The following is a 20,225-nucleotide window of genomic DNA, read 5'->3' on the forward strand; positions in this document are numbered from 1 at the left end:
CCTCTATTTCACAATAACAGTGACTTGTGCGACGGGATTTAACCAACGGTGAACACGACTATCCAGATCGCTCATGCCACCATCAAGATCGGTATCGCCTAAAATACCTGGATGAATATGAACGGAATCATTGCTGCTCATATCCATAACCCCAGTTGCATTGCTACCTGCATCGCCTTGGGGAGCGGCAGGGATCCCTGGTGTGCCTAGTGCACCTCCACCATTAATGATTTCATCATTGATCTCAGTACCAGCATCATAGGCATTCAATGTAAAGGTATACGTACCTGCTGTGGAAGGAATTGCCCAGGAATCGAGCCCAATAAATGCATCATTGGTTGGCAACATCATGGCGGTAATAGAGAGGTGAGATTGATCTTGTGTATCAAACATTATTTGACTGATCTCAGCGCCAGGCGCTAATAGCCCTTCAGCAGGGTTAGTGATACTTAGACCATCATTAGCCATTACCATGGTATCTAGTTCACTAATATCGCCCCCTTCAGCCATTTTTTGAAGAGCCATATCGGCTTGAGTACCGACTTCAAATAAGTGGGTGTTGTTATCATGGGCAGCGATTAGCAAAGGGGTAAACGTTATGCCATGGGTTAAATTTTTAATGCTGATCTCTAATTCTTGTGCGTTGACACTCAAAGGCAGGCTTACGGCACCCGTCATTAATATTGCTGATGTGATCTGTGTTAATTTCATGATTAATCTCTTTGCTAAGTTGGTCAGCTAATTTTGACAAAGAATTATCATGTAAATAAAACGTAAGAATCACAAAAGTATAACGTTTCAGTTGCAAGAGAAAAAATGGGGGAGTGAAGGATAAAAGGTCACTTTATCGCCTATCGAGAAAGTGACCTTTTAAAAGCGAGTTAACTTTCTGTTTGTTCGCGTTCAATGGCACGGTAGCCAATATCGGTACGAAAATATACGTCGTCCCAATGAATGCTTTCAACGAGTTGATAAGCTTTGGTTTGTGCCTGTGTGACGGTATTGCCTAATGCGGTTGCACATAATACTCTACCACCTTTAGTCACAATTTGGCCGTCTTTAGAGGCTGTACCTGCATGGAAGACTTTAGCATTATCATTGCCTAAATTTAGACCTTGAATAACATCGCCTTGGCGATAAGCTTCTGGGTAACCTCCGGCAGCCAGTACAACACCGACTGCTGCGCGATCGTCATATTCTGCTGTGACGCTATCGAGTTCGCCTCGAGTCGCAGCTAAGCAAAGCGCCACTAAATCAGATTTTAGTCGCATCATAATGGGTTGAGTTTCAGGATCGCCAAAGCGGCAGTTGTATTCTAATACTTTGGCACTGCCATCAGGCGCAATCATGAGACCTGCATATAAAAAGCCTGTGTAAGTATGTCCTTCTGCAGCCATGCCATCGACAGTGGGGCGAATAACATGTTGTATGGTCCAATCGTGCACCGATTGAGTGACGACAGGTGCTGGTGAGTAGGCTCCCATGCCACCTGTGTTAGGCCCATTGTCACCATTATCGCGTGCCTTATGATCTTGGCTGGTGGCTAGAGGGAGAATGTTTTTACCATCCACCATCACGATGAAGCTGGCTTCTTCACCAACAAGAAACTCTTCAATGACGACGCGAGCGCCAGCTTCACCAAATTTATTGCCTTCAAGCATATCCTCAATGGCATTATCTGCTTCAGCTTGATTTTGAGCGATAATCACGCCTTTTCCTGCGGCTAATCCATCGGCTTTGATGACAATCGGGCAGCCCATTTCTTTGACAAAAGCCTTGGCTGGCGCTATCTCTGTGAAATTCTGATAAGCCGCCGTTGGAATGTGATGTCGAGCAAGAAAGTCTTTAGTGAAGGCTTTTGAGCCTTCTAATTGTGCCGCGCCTTTGGTTGGGCCAAAAATAGCAAGTTGTGCATCGTTAAAAGCATCCACTATGCCAGCAACCAATGGGGCCTCTGGGCCGACAATGGTTAGCGCGACTTCATTGTCTTTTGCAAATCGAATTAACGCATCGATATCATTATTATCGATGAGCACGTTTTTAATATTGGGTTCAAGTGCTGTACCTGCATTCCCTGGCGCCACATAAACAGTATCGACTTGCGTTGATTGCGCGGCTTTCCAAGCTAGAGCGTGTTCGCGGCCACCGCCACCAATGATTAATACTTTCATTCAATAACCTTATCGTTTAATCCCGATACATTTCAGCTTGAGCTAAGGCTAAAATAATAAGATTAGCCTTAGCGAGAGGGTATTTGGCTAATGACGGAAATGGCGCATACCAGTGAAGACCATAGCCATATTATGTTCATCGGCAGCTGCAATGATCTCTTCGTCGCGTATTGAGCCACCAGGTTGGATAATACAGCTTATTCCTGCATTCGCTGCAGCGTCAATACCATCACGAAAAGGGAAAAAAGCATCCGATGCCATGACGGAGTTTTCTACGATTAAACCTTCATCAGCCGCTTTAATATTGGCCACTTTTGCACTGTAAACGCGGCTCATTTGACCTGCACCGACACCAATAGTCATACCATCTTTGGCGTAGACAATGGCATTAGACTTAACAAATTTAGCGACTTTCCAGCAAAACAGCAGATCGTTCATTTCGCTTGCTGTGGGTTGGCGCTTAGACACGACTTTAACTTGATCAAGGTTGACCATCCCTTGATCTCTGTCTTGTATTAAAAGACCCCCATTGACACGTTTGTAATCTAAGCTGGTGGTTCTATGAGTCCATAAGCCACATTCAAGTACTCGCACATTCACTTTTGCATTGAGAACATCACGAGCTGCCTGACTAATTTGAGGGGCGATAATGACCTCGACAAATTGACGTTCAATAATGGCGCTGGCTGTGTCGGCATCCAATTCTTGGTTAAAGGCAATAATGCCCCCAAAGGCAGAGGTAGGATCGGTTTTAAAAGCACGATCATAAGCGTCAAGTAAATTATCACCTAATGCGACACCACAAGGGTTAGCGTGCTTGACGATAACACAAGCGGGTTGTTGGAATTCTTTGACACATTCTAAGGCTGCATCTGTATCGGCAATATTGTTGTAGGAAAGGGCCTTTCCTTGCAATTGTGTTGCGGTGGCCACAGAGGCTTCATCCACTTGTGTATCGACATAAAATGCCGCACTTTGATGACTATTTTCTCCGTAGCGCAAATCTTGTTTTTTAATTAACTGAGTGTTGTAACTGCGGGGAAATGTTGATTCGACGTCATTGTTATCTTGATGATGGGGAGGCACCATAGTGCCAAAATAATTGGCTATCATACCATCATAGGCTGCAGTATGCTCAAAAGCGGCAATGGCTAAATCGAAACGAGTGCTGGCATAGGTACTACCTTGGTTACTCGCCATTTCAGCCAGGACTTTTGCGTAATCTTTGCTATTAACGACAATGGTGACGTCTTTGTGGTTTTTAGCTGTTGCCCGCACCATGGTGGGCCCACCAATATCAATATTTTCAATGGCGTCTTCAAGGCTACAATTTTCTTTGGCGACGGTATCGGCAAAAGGGTATAAATTCACAACGACGAGATCGATAGGCTTGATATTATTTTCAGCCATTACGGTTTCATCGACACCACGTCGAGCCAAAATACCACCATGGATTTTCGGATGCAGTGTTTTGACTCTTCCATCCATGATTTCAGGGTGTCCTGTGTAATCAGACACTTCTGTAACAGGAATTCGATTTTCTGCGAGTAGGCGGGCCGTACCGCCAGTAGAAAGCAGTTCGACACCTTGAGCGTGAAGGGCTTGAGCGAACTCAAGGATCCCTGTTTTATCTGAAACACTTAATAGTGCTCGGCGGATCGGTTTGACATCATTCATTGGGATAGAAGTCCAGTGGTTATTTTTTAAGGATCTTTAGGAAAAAAAGCATCAAGGCGCGAGGCTAGCCTCTCATCTCGTTTTCCAAAAGTCCCTCAAATGAATATTAACCGCTTAATAATGATGAGCTTCATGTATTCAATACTAACTTAGCACTGTGTGCATTCGATGAAATGCGCGCGTATTTTATCGTAAAATGGGCGTAATAACTGTCTTTTATATGAGTATTCACAATACGCAAAACAGAACAGCGAAAGTTAGATACCTTGGCAGTTAAAACGGTATCGATTCGCATCTTTAATTGGCTTGAGTATAATGAGTTTATCTCTTGGATTAAAGAATGGGTTAGATATGTACCGAATTGGTGAGTTAGCCAAGATGTGTGAAGTGAAAACCGATACGTTACGTTTTTATGAAAAGCATGGTTTATTATCGCCTTCATTTCGAAGTACAGCGGGTTATCGTATGTATACTGAACCCGATGCTGAGCGTTTACGGTTTATTTTAAGGGCGAAAGCGGTTGGTTTCAGTTTATCGGAAATCATTGACTTATTATCCATTGAGCTGGATAAATCCAATTGGGCATGTGTTGATGTAAAAGCATTGGTAGATGATAAATTGGAAAATGTGAATAATAAAATTAATGAATTACAGCACTTTCAGTTATCGTTACAACGATTATCCAATGCCTGTTGTGGTGGACCTGAAAGTGCGGAGCATTGTTCAATTCTTGAGGCATTAGAATCGAGTAGTACCACGATACAATGCGAGAATACTGAGCATCATCATGATGCGAAACAATATACTAAACATTGTAATACTCATAAATAGTGTGAGTTATTTTTAATGGGTTGTATCTTAAGTGAGATATTAGAATGTTATTTACCAATTTTATCGATTTATTTTTAGAATCTGCGCCTTGGCTGTTATTGGGACTCGTGTTGGCGGGGATGTTGAAAATGTTTGTTCCCATGTCTTGGATGCAAAAGCAGTTAGGAGGACATGGATTTAAAGCTACGGTTAAGGCGGCTTTATTGGGCGCACCTTTACCTTTATGCTCATGCGGTGTCATTCCTGCCGCTGTTGGGCTCAGACGCTCTGGTGCATCAAAAGCGGCCACAACCTCTTTTCTGGTGTCCACCCCAGAAACAGGAGTGGACTCTGTCACTGTCTCTTATGTATTACTGGGTCCTTTTATGGCGGTTGTGAGGCCTATTGCAGCCATAACCAGTGCGATAGTGGCGGGAATGCTTGTTGGCAGAGATGAGGATACAGTTCACTCGACAAGTGATATTTCAGAAAAGACCGTTAAATCAAATTGCTGTGATAAAGAAATGCCACCAATCACATCATGTTGTGATCCCCAAGTGAAAGGTGTTTCGATGCCTAAAAACGAGACCTCTTGTTGTCCTAGTGTAAAAACTGACACGGTCAAAAAAACGTGCTGTGACGGTGATATCTCTGCTGAGCAAAGTACAAATGTAGACAGCGTGGTCCAAGAGGGGGCGTGTTGCGATAAGGACAGTAATGCCCAAGCTGATTTACCGTCAGACAGCATATTACTTCGTATTGCTAAAGGCTTACATTATGCTGCTACTGACTTAGTGCGGGATACAACAGTATGGTTATTAATAGGATTATTATTTGCCGCATTGGTGCAAACCTATGTGCCTAGTGATTTTCTCGTGCAATGGGGAGACGGTATATTGGCGATGTTAGTGATGGTGGTCATTTCTATTCCTATGTATATTTGTGCGACGGCTTCAACACCGATAGCAGCAGGATTATTATTAGCGGGCTTGTCACCTGGAGCGGTGCTGGTGTTTATGTTGGCAGGTCCTGCAACCAATATTGCGACCTTAGGCGTTGTGAGCAAAGAGCTTGGAAAGCGAGCATTGTTTGGGTATTTAGGCGGAGTGTTAGGTGTCGCTTTAATCTTTGGCATGTTAACCAATGAGTTGGTTGATAATTTTGGTTTTGTTGTGGCTCCCCAAATTGGAGAGCATTATGCTTTATTACCGAGTTGGGTCGTTTATAGCTCGGGCATTATTTTAGCTGGGTTAATGTTAAAGGTATTATTTGAAAAATTACCGAAAAATTGGTGGCGACGAGATTGTTGTTCTTAAAATATAAGTGAAATGAGCAATGAAATAAACGCCATCGATATCTATTTTTAATAATGAATTCATCGGTGGCGTGACATTATATTTCGTTAGACTGCAACAACATTGTTTGCACAGGGGCCTTTTTGCCCTTGGCCGACTTCAAACTCAACGGCCTGGCCGTCATTTAAAGTTGCATAACCACCACCGTTTTTGATTTCTGAATGGTGTACAAAAAGGTCTTTTGTGCCATCTTCTGGTGTGATGAATCCAAACCCTTTATCTGCATTGAACCACTTCACTGTGCCTTTACTCATAGTTTACTCTTCAAATTAGTTAATGATTGATTGCCACTTACGGCAGAATAAGAAATAGCAGCTTATATGCGTTTTTGTAAATATAGTTTTACTAAAATAATGACCTTATACGAATGATTTCTATTTTGTAATTAACCCTTAAGGATTAATTACAACTTTTTCTATAGAAAAGTCATATTAATTTTATAACAATGAGTTAGAGTGGTTGATCCCAAAAATGAAAAATGACTGCTTATTTTTCATTGGCCCCTATGTTTTATGTTTTAGCAAGATTAACCAGTTTTATGTCTCTCTTATTAAGTCATCTGCTCGTTGCGTTCGCGGCAATATGTTGAAGGATGATAATTAGCCATTACTAATGTTAGATCGCTTACGATTAAGGTCATCTTTTTAATACTATAAAACTCATTGATAATGTTAATTAAATTTACATTTTAATGAGGGTAATACCGTTTTCATTATAATTCAACGAATTGAGTTATAGCGTGAGGATAGGTTTTTATCAATGGATGATTATGAAATATAAAAAATGGTGCCAATATCGCCAAATCAGCGTTGCGATAGTGACGAGCCTTCTGAGTGCTTGTGGTGGCTCGAGTGATAATACGACTAAAGCCGCTATTTCTGAGACGGCTCCCATTTCACAAGCTAAACAAACCCAAGTGTTAGTCATGAGCCCTTATGTGCCGACATCGACAGGCTCAGGTAGTAGTGATGTCAGCGGCGAAAATATACTACAGCAGGATTGCGCAGGCTTGTGGCAAGCACTGACTAAGCATCAGCAACGTGCTGGCATTGATGACACCTTATTAGCCCAAATAAACTGGGCCAAGTCCCACAAGATGGACTTGCCTGATTTGGTTAAACCCCAATTATTGTCGACTCAAGAGGTCAATGTTTATTGGCAACCCAATGAGGCGATGGCTTACCGTTATGGTATTGCGCAAGTGGACAGTGAGCTTTGGCAAAACAGTGTTAATAAAAACAATGCTCATCAAAACAAGGCCAAACAAACGATTGCACCAGAACAAGTGCAATGGACTGGCCGATGCAGTGTGCCCCAAGGTGTGGCAGTATTAAATGCCGATTTTACTGTGGCTGTGCCCGATGGCATGGCACAATGGCAGAATGATGCGGCCAAGGCCAATCAACGGGCGTTTGCACAAACTGCTCAGCCCATTCTGCAGGGGCAATACGGTAAAGATGGCCTCGGCTTTGGTGAGCATGTAAAAGCGGGCGTGAGTCTCAGCCATGAAAAATTAATCACGCCTAACTATGTTAGCAGTCATTTTGGCCTGCAATGGAAAGTTGATCAGCTCGATAAAAAGGCGCTTTTGGCCTTAGTCAAGCCTGAGTTTCCAGATGCCATCAAGGTGAGTGCGCTGCCATCATGGCAAAGTTGTGATGGAGTGCAATTACGTGTCAGCAGCAATGATCAGTTTACGGATCCCAGTCTCTGGCTCGCCTTTAGCGATGATTGCAGCAATAGTAATGATGATGAACCATTGGGTGTGTTTACGGGCACAGATGCTTTAATGAGCGCCTTAAAGGTTGACAATTTAACGCAAGTCAAACGAAATAGCCTGATTGCTCAGCATGTGAAGCAATATAACAATCTGGCCGATCGTGTACAGCCTTTGGGTGACAATGGGGCTGAGCTTGCTTGCCAACGCCAAGATTTATTGAGCTCAAAAGGGTGTCGCCACCAAACATTAAGGAGCTGGTTACCGCTGCTCACTCAGTACCTATCCGGTGAGCAGGTCTTGTATATGCAAGTGGTCTTTGCAGATAAAATGCAAAAAACCTATGTGTTGAATGATGACGGTCAAGTGCAAGAGCTAGCGTCTCAGCTGTTGCTAAATAGCTTGAGTGCTATCAGTGATGCTGATGGCAGTTCAGATGACAATGGCTCAGATGATGACGGCTCGAGCGATGATAGCTCAGATGACAATGACTCAGGTGATAATGGCTCTGGCAATAATGGCAGTGCAGGCGAGTCAGACGATACGCTGGAGATCATGTTTGCCACGCAAACGCCTCTCGATGGAGAATATCTCGCCAGTGATTGTGGCGCCGTGTTAAGCGCGATTCAAGCTCAGTCTATACAGCTATTGCTGGATGAAGCGAGCATGAATACCTCAGCGGAGCATGACAAGATGCGCTTTGCATCCCAGTTAAGCCAAGCGGACAATTGGACTTTGCAAGTGAATGAGCAGTCCTTGTACGTGAAGCCCACTCAGTCAGTGCGTTATGCCTATGGCATGGCCACAGTCAATAAGGCTGATTGGCAAGCCAATAAAATCGATATTCGAGCATTGAGCGCAGAGGATAACTTGTCGATGCAAGCCACTTGTGATGTGCCACAGGAGGTGGCTGTGATGAGTCCTGAGTTAGTGGTATCCACGGCGCCAGCATTGCAGCATTGGGTGTCAGCAGAAGCGCAAGAGAATCAAGCTAAATATGATGCTGCCACTTCAGATCGAGTGCGTTACGGTACTCATAATGTGGGCTATGGCAATTATTTATTAGGTGGTTTAGGTTTTAATTATATTAGGAACTATTCTACTGATCCTGAGAATGTTTACTCTGATCTTTATTTATTTTGGAACGTAAAAGAGTTAAGTTTGGAGGCGCTGTCAGTTTTAGCTCAGGCATATTTGCCAACAGAATTAGAAGTGAATGTGCTTGAGGGATGGGCCAGTGAGGGCATGGATGTGGCCATGAGACTGGCCAATAACAGTGACATGCATAATGCCAGCATTACCTTTGGCTCCCATAAAGATGTCTGGCATCAAGGGCCGATTTTTTCATTAATCGATGAGAACCTCGCTTTACAACCTGACACACCAGCATTTGCGACTTTGTTGGATAATACAGAGTATTTACATAACATTATGAGCCCACGTGATGAAAGCGGTAATATGATGGCGTGTAATGAGTATGATACTGGTACTATGAATGGCTGTAGCCAGCCTATTTTACGTAGTGTCCATAATATTATGTTAAACACGCTAAACAAAGAAGCTGATTTATTCCTTGAGTTCATCTTTGAAGGTGCAGTACGAAAACGCTATCAAATCAATAAAGACTCCGGCGACATCACCGAAGTCGATTCAAAGGTGATTGGATTTTAAGTTTGATTGAATGCGGCTGAGTTTAGGCTTATGTGGATCAGCGCTATTAAAATCTATTTTTTAATATAAGCCTGAGGTAATGGTTATTGATAATTAGTGTTATTGATAACTAGTACTATTGATAACTAGGCCTCAGGTGCTTTTAATGTTTTTAATCAATATAATGAAAAATATGAGTAAACTTTTTATCGTCATCGCATTGCTTGTGAGTGCGCAGGCTATTGCAAAACCCGTTCATCAAATTGCGGTAGACGGTATACAATATCATTTAACCAAGAAAGATTTTGTTTATAAAAAAGTGGGTAAAAATATGGTTGGACATGAATATATTGCCTACATTGATTTAAGTGGGGACAATGGTCAAAAACTGTATTTTAATTTAGGCGGAACCGTTATAGGTAAAGCGGGTGTTGAGAAAACCTCCATACCTAAAGGCGCTCCTGATGCATCGGGAGAGATTATTTATCTTTTTGGAAAAAATCCACCTAAACAATATCAATATTTTAGATCAAATATTGAATTGTCATGCAGCCATATCGCAATCGGAAAAGACAGCTTTAATAATAAACATTTTCTAAATAAAGCCGAAAGTAAAGATACGAAAAAGCTCCATAAAAATCGAAAAGAAAAAGTGGTGATTAATCAACAAAAAGTCACTAAAGGAAAGTGTAAACAGTTACAAGTTAAAATTAAGCATGCATATAACCAACATTATCAAGGTACCTCTCAGGGGCAGTATCCTATGTCGATTGATAATATTGATTTAACGCTAAGTGTATTAGAAAAGTATTAAACAGTATTGAATAAAATTATTTTTACGTTTTGTTATAGTGTATTTTTTATAAGGATTGTATTTTGAAAAGACTCACTTCTTCACTCGTTGCTCTGGCTATGATGCCAATGATCATGTCTGTAAACGTATTCGCTAAAGATATTGTGGTAGGGGCTGAGCCTGTGAGCTTAACCCAAGCTGATTTTGTGGCACAGGGCCAAAATTATATCGCGAACTTGACTGTGATTGGTCATAGCAATATACCGCTGGCATTTGATATTAGCGCCAATGTCAACGGACAAGGCACTGAGACAGTGACACAAATTGACTCGCAAGTGTGTATGCGTTGGGACTTAGAGACCATAGGTGAGTATTATGATGAAAGCACCATGACGTGCGAAGAGTATCGTATATTAGATGAGCCACTCATTACTTCTCATTTTCAGTTTGAGGCGAGTTTATTAGCCAGCTGTGATGATGAGGTTATCGATTGGCAATTTGCCCATGACAATGCCTATATCAATGGCACTATGAGTGATTTAAATCGAGACTTATCACTTGCAATGAACACAAAGCCTTTGGCGATAAAGGCGTGTAAAAATTTACAAGTCAAAATTGGCGCTGAAGCCTTAGATCATATTAATGATGTTCAGGCCCAAATCAGTATCGTTGAAGTCGCTGATGCTCAAGGGAATGGGAATTAACATAGGGCATTTTTAACGAATATTATTTTATATGAGCAATATTAATCATTAACATTATTAAGTATTTCTAAATAGGATATTATATGAAAGGGATGATGGGCTTATTAATATTAATAAGCAGTGTATTGAGTTTTCAGGTGATGGCTCATGGTCAAATTGCGGTAGGAGGAATGCAATATACATTAACGAAAAAGGATTTTGTTCATAAGACAACAGGAAAAAATCCTGTTAAGCAAGAATTGATAGCTAAAATTAATTTAAATGGTGATCATGGACAAAGACTTTATTTTAACCTTGCTGGAATAGTTGCAGGTAAAGCAGGATTGAAGCAAGGAACCGTAAGTAAAGTTAAAGTAATAAATGTAGATACAGTAAAAGAAAAAATCATTAAATATACTGTGCCTGGAAAAAAGTACCATTTTTTTGATGCAACAGTAACTCTCTCTTGTAGTAATATCGCAATAGGTGAAGATAGCATACAATATAAAAAATATCTGAATGGTTATGAGAGTAAAAATACCAATAAGATTAATGAAAATAGGGATGGTAAAATTGTTGTATATAAAAAGCAAGTCACTAAAGGGAAGTGTAAACAATTAGAAGTTAAAGTTACTCATCAATACAATAAAGTGAATGCAACCAATTCGAAAGAATTTCACCCTATGTCTATCGACAATGTTAACTTAACTTTAAGTGTTTTAGAAAAATATTAATATTTAATGTTTCATATCTAACGGTTAATATTTATTTTCTGGAGATTTATTGAAGAAAAAAGGCGATCATAGGGTTTGACCTAGAGCGCCTTTTTAGTGAGTCGATTATGCTACCTAGAGTCTAGGTGGCAATCCAAACATTAGCTGTCGGCTATTTCCGCATTGTGATAGATATTTTGAACATCATCGCAATCTTCTAATGCGGCAAGAAATTTTTCAAATTGGGCGACATCTTCACCACTGATTTGGGTGTGATTTTGTGGTACGAAAGTGATTTCTTCCACTTCAAAATGCCGATCCGGCGTGTCGTCCGTCAGGGCTGTTTTGGCTTTAAAAAATTCAGTGTGGGGCGCAAAAACATTGATCATGCCATTGTCGACTTCAATGTCGCTGACATCCACATCGGCCATCATGAGTGTTTCAAGTACCGCTTCTTCATCTTCACTTTTAAAGACAAACACGGCTTGATGATCAAACATATGCCCTACTGTGCCGGGACTACCAATTTTGGCATCGTTTTTTACAAAGGCTTGGCGTACTTCGGTGAAAGTGCGCTTCATATTGTCGGTGAGACAATCAACAATCACCATGCAGCCGCCGGGACCAAAGCCTTCGTAGCGCGCCGTGTCATAATCTTCTCCGCCGCCACCAACCGCTTTTTCAATACCACGTTCAATCACATGGGTGGGCACTTGATCTTTTTTTGCTTTATCAATGAGACGACGCAATGCAAGATTGCCATCGGGATCGGTACCGCCATTTTTAGCGCAAACATAAATCTCTTTGCCATAGCGTGAATAAAGTCGTGTTTTTTGACCCGCGGTCTTGGCCATGGATTCTTTTCGGTTTTGGTAAGCTCTGCCCATTCGATGCAATCTCATTAATGCAAAATTGGGGCAATATTAGCAGTTTTAGCTCGCTTTGTGCAGCGAGGGCTTTAAAAATTTTAAGGTATGCTAGTTTACGTTTGACTGCTTGTTCGGTAAATCAATGTAATCGGGCACTTCTAATATCGCTTCTTCCCATCGAAGATGAAACTCATGATACAAAGATTCTATAAAAGCACGGTATTTTTTAGGGAGATAAGCTCCTTGAGGGTGACTCAAAATAATTTGAGCTTGATTCATGGGAAAGTCATCTAAAACGGGAATAAGCTGTTTTTTATTTAAAGCGGTTTGTGCAATTTTATCCACTAAACTGGCAATCCCTAAACCTGCAATGGCGGCTTCCCGTGCAAGGGTAATATTATTGACCGTGAGCTGGGCTTTAGGGCTAATACTTATCCATTGATTACCGTTAAATAAGCGCCATTCACCGACAGTATGTGGCGACTGTAATTGAATCGCTTGATGATGTATTAAATCGTCCGGTGTTTTGGGTATACCGTGCTTTTTGAGGTAATCAGGACTGGCCATGAGCCGCTTTGTGGTATTGAATAAAGCGTAGCTAGTGAGATTAGGATCTTTGTTTTCGGTAATTTGGAACACAATATCGATGTTTTCATTAACGGCATCTATTTTGCGGTTGGTGAGTTCGGCATTAATGGTCATTTCTGGGCATTTAGATAAAAATCGAGCTAATATTGGTGCTAAAAAAAGTTGCCCTAGTTCAATGGGGCAGGCAATGTTTAAATTCCCTTTAATGGTTTCTTGATTCGCGTTAAGAATATTTTCGGCATCACTTAAGTCCAGCAGTATACCTTGTACTCGATGAAAATAACTGGCACCGGTTTCCGTTAATTTGAGTGCTCTGGTGGTGCGAAATAATAGCTGGGCACCGACATCGGATTCCAGTTCGGCAATCTTTCTACTGACTGTGGCTTTCGTCAGCCCTAATGCATTGGCCGCTTTAGTAAAACTGCCTTGCTCGACCACTTGAACAAACATCTGAATACGATTGAGATCTATCATTGTTACACCTATGAAACAGTGGGGTGATTTTTAGCTATCTAATAAACTTAATAGAACAGTAGTAAACTAGTATGCTAATTTCAAGGAGTTTACTATGTCGGCGTCTCATACTTCTCACTCGCATTCTGATCCACAAACCAGCCCATCACAAGGTTCATTTCGTATATATCTCATTGCTTGTATTATTATTTTATCTATTCTGAGCGGAGGGTATTATTGGTGGATGCAAGTCCGTTTTGTTGAATCAACCAATAATGCCTATGTGGAAGCCGATATTTCTAATATTAGTGTGCAAGTACCAGGTTATATAACGACGACCAATGTTTCAGATAACCAGCATGTTGAGAAGGGGCAGTTACTGGCGACATTAGAAGATAACCAATATGCGGCAAAGGTGGCGCAAGACACTGCGGCATTGGACTCTGTTAAGGCTGAATTAGCGACATTGACCGCTAAAATTGCGTTGCAACAAAAATTAATCATACAAGCACAAGCGGGGATGGCGGCAGCAACGGCAGATAAGTTGCGTGCCAAACAGCAATTGAGGCGAGAAACTCAGCTTAAAACAAAAAATTACAGCTCACAAGATACCGTTGACCAAATGCAGGCGAGTTTTGACTCTGCTGTTGCTGGATTAGATGAAGCAAAAGCCAATGTTGAAGCAAAACAAGGTGAGTTAGTGGTGTATCAAGCCCAAGAAGTAGAAGCGAGTGCTAAAGCAAAGCAAGCACAGGCGGTACTGACTTTGTCTCAAATCCAACTTGATGATACGCAAATAAGAGCGCCATTTTCAGGGGTTATCGGTAAGCGAGGAGCGTTGTCAGGGCAGTATGTGCAACCTGGTCAAGCCCTCTATAGTTTGGTTCCGGATGGGGCCGTATGGATCACGGCGAACTTTAAAGAAACCCAAATCCAACACATGAAGCCTGGGCAGTCGGTACAAGTTAATCTCGATGCGTTTCCCGACAAAACCTTTACCGGTGTAATCGAAAGCTTGTCGCCGGCTTCCGGAGCCAAATTTAGTTTATTACCCGCAGAAAATGCCACGGGGAATTTTACCAAAATTGTGCAGCGTATTCCGGTGAAAATTCGCTTGAACATGGATAGTCATATATTGAGTGGCGAGGCGAGTAAGATAGTGCCTGGATTAAGTGCTGTGGTGAGTGTGGATACTTCAAAGCCTGTGAGCAGTCATTCAGTGATTGCTAAGGTAATGAAATAATGACTCAAGTATTATCGAGAGAGCTCAGTGTCATAGAAGATTATTCAGCACCTAAAATGGATTACTCTCAAGGTAGCAAGCGTGCATGGATAGCTATTTTTGGTGGCCTTATCGGTGCATTTATGGCCATTCTCGATATTCAAATCACCAATTCTTCATTAAAAGAAATTCAAGGAGGGTTAGGGGCGACCGTAGAGGAAGGCTCTTGGATTTCAACGTCATATTTAGTGGCGGAAATGATAGCGATTCCCTTATCGGGTTGGTTAAGTAAAGTGTGTGATGTTCGCCGCTATGCCATTATTAATACTGTATTATTTATTCTAGCGTCTTTATTGTGTTCAATGTCCTGGAATTTAGAATCGATGATAACGTTTCGTGCCATGCAAGGTTTTTTTGGTGGTGCGCTTATCCCTATGGCATTTAGTTTAATTCTTGAAAAATTGCCACTAGAGAAACGTTCTATTGGTATGGCGCTTTTTGGTTTAACGGCGACTTTTGCGCCTTCTATTGGTCCTACTTTCGGAGGCTGGTTAACAGAACAGTTTAATTGGTCTTATTTATTCTATATTAATGTTCCTCCCGGAATTCTTGTCATTGCGATGTTGAGCTATGGCTTACCAAAACGCCCTGGTATGTGGTCTGAATTTAAAAAAGGCGATTTTACAGGTGTATTGACCATGGCTTTAGGCCTAGGCTCTTTGGAAGTGGTGCTGGAAGATGGTAATCGAAAAGGCTGGTTTGACTCTGATCTGATCCGTAATCTCGCTATTATTGCGGGAATTAATATTATTCTTTTTATTTACATACAACTGAAGAAATCCGCTCCTTTAGTCAATTTACGCTTGTTTGCTAAGCGAGATTTTGTGTTGTCTACTTTGGCTTATTTCTTTCTAGGTTGGGGCTTATTTGCTGGCATTTATATGGTGCCTTTGTATTTATCTCAAATACAAAATTACAGTGCCATGGAAATTGGAGAAGTATTAATGTGGATGGGGTTTCCACAGTTACTGCTATTGCCTTTAATACCTAAAATCATGAAAAAAATAGACAGTCGCTACCTAGTGAGTTTTGGCTTTTTGATGTTTGGTATGAGTTATTATTTAAATAGCCATATGACATTAGATTTTGCCGGTGAGCAAATGATTCTCTCTATGGTTGTTCGAGCGATGGGCTTACCTTTTGTCATTGTGCCACTGGGAACCTTAGCCACCGATTATTTAAAAGAGGAAGAAAATGCATCAGCATCCACTTTGCTCAATGTGATGCGAAATTTAGGTGGTGCTTTTGGTATTGCATTAGTGGCGACCTTTATTGATACCTTAACCCGTATGCATCTCTCTGTGATGCGAGAGACGGTGCCTGCGGTGAGTGTGCAAGCGAGCCAATATTTACAGCAAACTGCGCAAATGTTGCAAACGGCGGGCTCAAATGCAGTGATAGCTAACGAACAGGCAAATAAAATGTTAATTCAAACAATGCAGCAACAAGCCAGTATTCAGGCTTATAATGATGTTTTTTTAATTGTTTCAGCAATATTGGCATTTGCGGCGATCATTGTAATGGGGATTCGAAAAGTCAATTGATGGATCCTATTTAACCTGAACTCGGGATAATGAGTGTCTGGTTTAAACAATACTGTATTAAAAATCAATGAATTAAATTAATCCCTTGTTTTTATTTATGTCATTTTGGGCTAAATGCCGATATTTTTGTCGATATCAAGGCGGGGTTTCGTGCCTAATAGCTCGCCATGAGTAGAAAGTACAACACAGATAGGGGCCCAAATAGCGATATTTAATGGCGCGGCTTAACTCGAGTTCAGATTATTTAGTAATGATTTGTGCCTATAAATACAGTGCTTGTGATAAAGTGTTTGCGATGTTTGCTATTGTGAGAGGATGAAGTCGTGAATTGGAAAAGTGTGGTATTTTCACAGTTAACGCTCAATGAATTATATGAATTGTTAAAGTTAAGGGTAGATGTATTTGTGGTTGAGCAAAATTGCCCTTATCCAGAGCTTGATGATAAAGACAGGTTAACCGATTCACGTCATTTAATGGGAATGGACGATGAAGGTAACATTATTTGTTATGCGCGTATTTTAGCCCCCGGTGTCAGCTACTCAGAGAGTGCTATTGGAAGAGTGTTAGTGAAACAAGCTGCGCGTGGAGGCGGTAAGGCTACTCAGCTTATGAGGCAAGCGATTGATGTTGCGCTTCAGTCTTGGCCTGAACATGATATTCAGTTAGGTGCTCAAGCTTACTTGGTTGGTTTCTATGAAAATTTAGGTTTTAAAACTGTCTCAGATGTTTATTTAGAGGATGATATTCCTCATGTGGATATGCGACTTAAAGTCACTTAAAGTCATTTTATTTTGCCCCTGTTTACCTTGATTTGTTTGGGAGATAAAATAGCCTCTTTGTTTCCCAACATTAAAGGATTAATATCTTGCTGAATTACATTGAACCTGTTTTTAGGCCTCCTTCTGAGTGGCAATCTTTAATTCTTCAAGTGACCAATGGCTGCAGTTGGAATCATTGTCGGTTTTGCGACATGTATACGGCGCCGCAGAAAAAATTTCGTGCCCAAAAACTGGATAAAATAGAGCAAGACATTATTGCTGCAGCAACAAGTGGCCAAACGTTTCGCCGCATATTCTTAGCTGATGGTGATGCAATGACTCTACCTTTTAAGCGGTTAGAGGCCATTTGCTTATTGATTAAAGAACATTTACCTCAAGTCACACGGGTAAGCAGTTACTGTTTACCCCGTAATATTAATAATAAAACAGTGGAAGAACTCGCGTGTTTAAAGGCATTGGGTTTATCACTCTTATATGTGGGGTGTGAAAGTGGTGATGATGAAGTATTACAGCGAGTGAATAAAGGAGAAACCTTTGATAGTTCTTTGGCTGCGTTAAATAAAATGAAAGCTGCTGGAATGAAATCGTCAGTGATGATCCTCAATGGCTTAGGTGGCGTGGCGTTATCAGAGCAACACGCTGTGGGGTCGGCAAAACTCATGAATGCGGCTCAACCTGATTATTTATCTACGCTCGTTGTGTCGTTTCCATTAGGAAAACAGCGAATGGACGACAGTTTTGAAGGCAGTTTTAAATTACCTGATCAGCAAGGCTTGTTTACAGAAATGTTGTGCCTGGTGGAGCATCTTGAGTTGAATAAAACCATTTTTCGATCAGATCATGCATCAAATTATTTAGTACTCAAGGGAGTATTAGGTAAAGACAAAGTGGCTTTTATTGAGCAAATTAAGGCTGCTTTAGTCAGACCTGAAACCATCAGTTTACGTCAAGAATGGCAGCGGGGTTTATAAATATCGTCACATGGATAACAGTGGGGCGAAAGACTTTTCCGCAGTATGAAGCTTTATTTATATCTTCGAGGTATTTATAGGCCATTATACGATAAATTCCTTTTCAAATTGTTCTTTACTCATTGATTGCCTTTTAAAAGTCGTTAAGCATTCATATTTTCTAGTACATTTATACTGTTTGTTTATTACATTTACTTTTCATTTTTGGTCAGATAATGTGATATATTCGATGTTTTTTGCTTTGAAGCTGGATTAAAGTCAAAGTGATGTCGTATTAATAACAATAATGAAAGAGGGTTCCACAATGGCTGATGTATTTCATTTAGGCTTAACCAAAGAGATGTTAAATGGCGCAAGTTTAGCAATTGTGCCGGGCGATCCAGAAAGGGTTAAGCGAATTGCTGATTTGATGGACGATGCCAAGTTTTTAGCCAGTCATCGAGAATATACCAGTTATTTGGCCTATATTGATGGTTTAGCTGTCGTTATTTGTTCAACGGGGATCGGTGGTCCTTCTACATCTATTGCTGTTGAAGAGTTAGCGCAATTGGGCGTGAATACTTTTTTACGAATTGGTACTACGGGGGCTATTCAGCCACATGTTAATGTGGGGGATGTGATTGTCACGCAAGCATCTGTACGTTTAGATGGTGCAAGTTCGCATTTTGCGCCAATGGAATACCCAGCGGTTGCAAATTTTGAATGTACAACGGCTATGGTTGCTGCAACGCGTGATGCAGGTTTAGAGCCTCATATTGGTATAACTGCTTCTTCAGATACGTTTTATCCTGGTCAAGAGCGCTATGATACCGTTTCTGGTCGTGTGAGACGTCACTTTGTGGGATCGATGCAAGAATGGCAAGAGTTAGGTGTGCTGAACTATGAAATGGAGTCAGCCACTTTGTTTACGATGTGTGCCTCACAAGGTTGGCGTGCTGCTTGTGTTGCTGGTGTGATTGTTAATCGAACTCAACAAGAAATACCTGATGAAGCTGTGATGAAAAAGACTGAGTCTAATGCGATTTCAATTGTGGTTGATGCGGCAAGAAAATTATTGAAATAGGCTTTATCAATCATATTATGAATAAAGCACTGCTTATCGATGATTGTCAGTGCTTTATTATTTAGAAAGGATAACGCAAAGATTAAAAATGATATTTAGCGATAATAGAGTAGGTATTTTGATCTATGCCTTCAACGCCGTATTTGTTCTGCCAATAATCATATTCTATACCGACAAAGAGTTTATTTTTGGGTTGGTTTGAAAATAACACGCGACCAAGATCATATTTCAGCTGTGGATTAAAGTGGAAATTCTTTTCATAGCCATGATCATCTGTTTGAAAAACCCAATCGATAAAGCCATCAAAGACAATATTGGAGTCACCGACTGGAAAGTCCATTCTAAAAACGGGGGTGAACTGCCAACCATCACTGTTGTTTTTATTATTGAGTGCGTGTCTACGGTAGGTGTTCAAACTAAAGTAGGTGAAATAGGGTAGGTTAAAATCCATACCTACACCGTATAAAAAGCTATCAACAGGCCCATCACCTTCTTCAAGTGTTAATGCAAGAGAAAAGTCAGTGATAGCGCCAATGCTGAGATCTTGTCCTAAAATTTTTCCTGCACTAAAACGTGGGGATATTTCACCATAGTTAGTGCTATTGGTGCTACTAGGCGCGCCAGTAAAGTAAGTAAAATCTTGAAATGTAAACCAATCACCATATTTCCACTCTCCAGCGGTTTCAATGGTGAGTGTGGCTTGTTCGTCTGACGTGGCGAGATCGTAATTTTTTCCATAAAGGCCAGTGGCACTGATATCCCACCATTTTATTAAGTCATCAGCGACAACGGTAGGAGAGGCTAATAATGCCAAATAAAGCCATGTTTTATTCATATCAAACCCTTTTTATAAGCAGTGTATTTGCTGCAGAACGTCATTCCATGTCCATCAGTGCTGATGGTCGATAAGGGAGGGGAATATAAGACGATGAGGGAGAGATTACAAAGAATTTGTTGTTTTTTTTGTGTAAATTGAGGTGTTGTTGATATATCAATGTTTACGCAATGTATACATTGTTGATTTGATGAGTTTTTATTTACATGTCAATTTGAGTTGAAAATGGGTGAGTGATAGGTGTTGTATAAAAAATACCTGCATTATAAAGG

18 protein-coding genes are annotated in these 20,225 nt (G+C 40.9%); 11 read left to right on the forward strand and 7 right to left on the reverse strand.

Translation table 11 applies throughout. The features are described from left to right. Window positions 1–3: 3 nt before the first annotated feature. The 3 genes from Q0976_RS09185 to purH all read right to left on the reverse strand — a co-directional run bounded on the left by Q0976_RS09185 (window position 4) and on the right by purH (window position 3,848). Window positions 4–711 (reverse strand): spondin domain-containing protein, encoded by a 708-nt coding sequence (locus Q0976_RS09185; RefSeq protein ID WP_299493226.1) that lies wholly within the window; start codon window positions 709–711, stop codon window positions 4–6. A 170-nt stretch (window positions 712–881) separates the two neighbouring features. After that, a complete protein-coding gene (purD, locus tag Q0976_RS09190) occupies window positions 882–2,171 on the reverse strand; it encodes a phosphoribosylamine--glycine ligase (protein ID WP_299493227.1) in 1,290 nt (429 codons plus the stop codon). A gap of 87 nt (window positions 2,172–2,258) precedes the next feature. Next, entirely contained in the window at window positions 2,259–3,848 is a 1,590-nt protein-coding gene (purH, locus tag Q0976_RS09195; RefSeq protein ID WP_299493228.1) for a bifunctional phosphoribosylaminoimidazolecarboxamide formyltransferase/IMP cyclohydrolase, read from the reverse strand. A 351-nt stretch (window positions 3,849–4,199) separates the two neighbouring features. Here purH and zntR point away from each other — a divergent pair, with 351 nt between their 5' ends. Both zntR and Q0976_RS09205 read left to right on the forward strand, forming a co-directional pair. Further along, window positions 4,200–4,679 carry a Zn(2+)-responsive transcriptional regulator gene (gene zntR, locus Q0976_RS09200; protein ID WP_299493434.1) on the forward strand — a complete coding sequence of 160 codons (480 nt, stop codon included), beginning with the start codon at window positions 4,200–4,202 and terminating at the stop codon, window positions 4,677–4,679. A gap of 44 nt (window positions 4,680–4,723) precedes the next feature. Next, window positions 4,724–5,974, forward strand: a complete 1,251-nt coding sequence (locus Q0976_RS09205) for an SO_0444 family Cu/Zn efflux transporter (RefSeq protein WP_299493229.1) — start codon at window positions 4,724–4,726, stop codon at window positions 5,972–5,974. 86 nt (window positions 5,975–6,060) lie between these two features. Here the strand turns inward: Q0976_RS09205 and Q0976_RS09210 are convergent, their stop codons facing one another. Further along, complete coding sequence (locus tag Q0976_RS09210; protein WP_299493230.1) at window positions 6,061–6,267, reverse strand: cold-shock protein; 207 nt, start codon at window positions 6,265–6,267, stop codon at window positions 6,061–6,063. 515 nt (window positions 6,268–6,782) lie between these two features. Here Q0976_RS09210 and Q0976_RS09215 point away from each other — a divergent pair. From Q0976_RS09215 to Q0976_RS09230, 4 genes are all read left to right on the forward strand, one after another. Further along, complete coding sequence (locus Q0976_RS09215) at window positions 6,783–9,401, forward strand: hypothetical protein (protein ID WP_299493231.1); 2,619 nt, start codon at window positions 6,783–6,785, stop codon at window positions 9,399–9,401. Window positions 9,402–9,573: 172 nt separating this feature from the next. Next, window positions 9,574–10,194: a hypothetical protein gene (locus Q0976_RS09220; protein WP_299493232.1), complete on the forward strand. Its 621-nt coding sequence runs from the start codon at window positions 9,574–9,576 to the stop codon at window positions 10,192–10,194. Between the two features lie 62 nt (window positions 10,195–10,256). Further along, window positions 10,257–10,877 (forward strand): hypothetical protein, encoded by a 621-nt coding sequence (locus tag Q0976_RS09225; RefSeq protein ID WP_299493233.1) that lies wholly within the window; start codon window positions 10,257–10,259, stop codon window positions 10,875–10,877. Between the two features lie 83 nt (window positions 10,878–10,960). Then, entirely contained in the window at window positions 10,961–11,590 is a 630-nt protein-coding gene (locus Q0976_RS09230; protein WP_299493234.1) for a hypothetical protein, read from the forward strand. A 140-nt stretch (window positions 11,591–11,730) separates the two neighbouring features. Here the strand turns inward: Q0976_RS09230 and Q0976_RS09235 are convergent, their stop codons facing one another. Continuing rightward, complete coding sequence (locus tag Q0976_RS09235; RefSeq protein ID WP_299493235.1) at window positions 11,731–12,456, reverse strand: YebC/PmpR family DNA-binding transcriptional regulator; 726 nt, start codon at window positions 12,454–12,456, stop codon at window positions 11,731–11,733. A 90-nt stretch (window positions 12,457–12,546) separates the two neighbouring features. Next, entirely contained in the window at window positions 12,547–13,500 is a 954-nt protein-coding gene (locus tag Q0976_RS09240; protein WP_299493236.1) for a LysR family transcriptional regulator, read from the reverse strand. 94 nt (window positions 13,501–13,594) lie between these two features. On the opposite strand from Q0976_RS09240, the gene Q0976_RS09245 reads away from it, so the two are divergent. From Q0976_RS09245 to udp, 5 genes are all read left to right on the forward strand, one after another. Next, window positions 13,595–14,722, forward strand: a complete 1,128-nt coding sequence (locus tag Q0976_RS09245; RefSeq protein WP_299493237.1) for an HlyD family secretion protein — start codon at window positions 13,595–13,597, stop codon at window positions 14,720–14,722. Window positions 14,723–14,778: 56 nt separating this feature from the next. Then, complete coding sequence (locus Q0976_RS09250) at window positions 14,779–16,305, forward strand: DHA2 family efflux MFS transporter permease subunit (RefSeq protein WP_299493436.1); 1,527 nt, start codon at window positions 14,779–14,781, stop codon at window positions 16,303–16,305. A 323-nt stretch (window positions 16,306–16,628) separates the two neighbouring features. Next, a complete protein-coding gene (locus Q0976_RS09255) occupies window positions 16,629–17,084 on the forward strand; it encodes a GNAT family N-acetyltransferase (RefSeq protein ID WP_299493238.1) in 456 nt (151 codons plus the stop codon). Window positions 17,085–17,167: 83 nt separating this feature from the next. Continuing rightward, window positions 17,168–18,055 (forward strand): radical SAM protein, encoded by an 888-nt coding sequence (locus Q0976_RS09260; RefSeq protein WP_299493438.1) that lies wholly within the window; start codon window positions 17,168–17,170, stop codon window positions 18,053–18,055. A gap of 304 nt (window positions 18,056–18,359) precedes the next feature. Next, complete coding sequence (udp, locus tag Q0976_RS09265; RefSeq protein WP_299493239.1) at window positions 18,360–19,118, forward strand: uridine phosphorylase; 759 nt, start codon at window positions 18,360–18,362, stop codon at window positions 19,116–19,118. Between the two features lie 82 nt (window positions 19,119–19,200). Here udp and Q0976_RS09270 read toward each other — a convergent pair whose 3' ends face one another. Then, the gene (locus Q0976_RS09270) at window positions 19,201–19,953 is read right to left on the reverse strand and encodes an outer membrane protein OmpK (protein ID WP_299493240.1); all 753 of its coding nucleotides are present in this window, start codon (window positions 19,951–19,953) and stop codon (window positions 19,201–19,203) included. Window positions 19,954–20,225 lie beyond the last annotated feature (272 nt).

This window comes from uncultured Shewanella sp. (assembly GCF_947501665.1).
Lineage (GTDB): Bacteria > Pseudomonadota > Gammaproteobacteria > Enterobacterales > Shewanellaceae > Shewanella.

Excerpts from the sequence above, each read along its gene's own strand:
- Q0976_RS09185 (WP_299493226.1), bottom strand. The coding sequence starts at position 711 with ATGAAATTAACACAGATCACATCAGCAATATTAATGACGGGTGCCGTA.
- purD (WP_299493227.1), bottom strand. The coding sequence starts at position 2,171 with ATGAAAGTATTAATCATTGGTGGCGGTGGCCGCGAACACGCTCTAGCT.
- purH (WP_299493228.1), bottom strand. The coding sequence starts at position 3,848 with ATGAATGATGTCAAACCGATCCGCCGAGCACTATTAAGTGTTTCAGAT.
- zntR (WP_299493434.1), top strand. The coding sequence starts at position 4,200 with ATGTACCGAATTGGTGAGTTAGCCAAGATGTGTGAAGTGAAAACCGAT.
- Q0976_RS09205 (WP_299493229.1), top strand. The coding sequence starts at position 4,724 with ATGTTATTTACCAATTTTATCGATTTATTTTTAGAATCTGCGCCTTGG.
- Q0976_RS09210 (WP_299493230.1), bottom strand. The coding sequence starts at position 6,267 with ATGAGTAAAGGCACAGTGAAGTGGTTCAATGCAGATAAAGGGTTTGGA.
- Q0976_RS09215 (WP_299493231.1), top strand. The coding sequence starts at position 6,783 with ATGAAATATAAAAAATGGTGCCAATATCGCCAAATCAGCGTTGCGATA.
- Q0976_RS09220 (WP_299493232.1), top strand. The coding sequence starts at position 9,574 with ATGAGTAAACTTTTTATCGTCATCGCATTGCTTGTGAGTGCGCAGGCT.
- Q0976_RS09230 (WP_299493234.1), top strand. The coding sequence starts at position 10,961 with ATGAAAGGGATGATGGGCTTATTAATATTAATAAGCAGTGTATTGAGT.
- Q0976_RS09235 (WP_299493235.1), bottom strand. The coding sequence starts at position 12,456 with ATGGGCAGAGCTTACCAAAACCGAAAAGAATCCATGGCCAAGACCGCG.
- Q0976_RS09240 (WP_299493236.1), bottom strand. The coding sequence starts at position 13,500 with ATGATAGATCTCAATCGTATTCAGATGTTTGTTCAAGTGGTCGAGCAA.
- Q0976_RS09245 (WP_299493237.1), top strand. The coding sequence starts at position 13,595 with ATGTCGGCGTCTCATACTTCTCACTCGCATTCTGATCCACAAACCAGC.
- Q0976_RS09250 (WP_299493436.1), top strand. The coding sequence starts at position 14,779 with ATGGATTACTCTCAAGGTAGCAAGCGTGCATGGATAGCTATTTTTGGT.
- udp (WP_299493239.1), top strand. The coding sequence starts at position 18,360 with ATGGCTGATGTATTTCATTTAGGCTTAACCAAAGAGATGTTAAATGGC.
- Q0976_RS09270 (WP_299493240.1), bottom strand. The coding sequence starts at position 19,953 with ATGAATAAAACATGGCTTTATTTGGCATTATTAGCCTCTCCTACCGTT.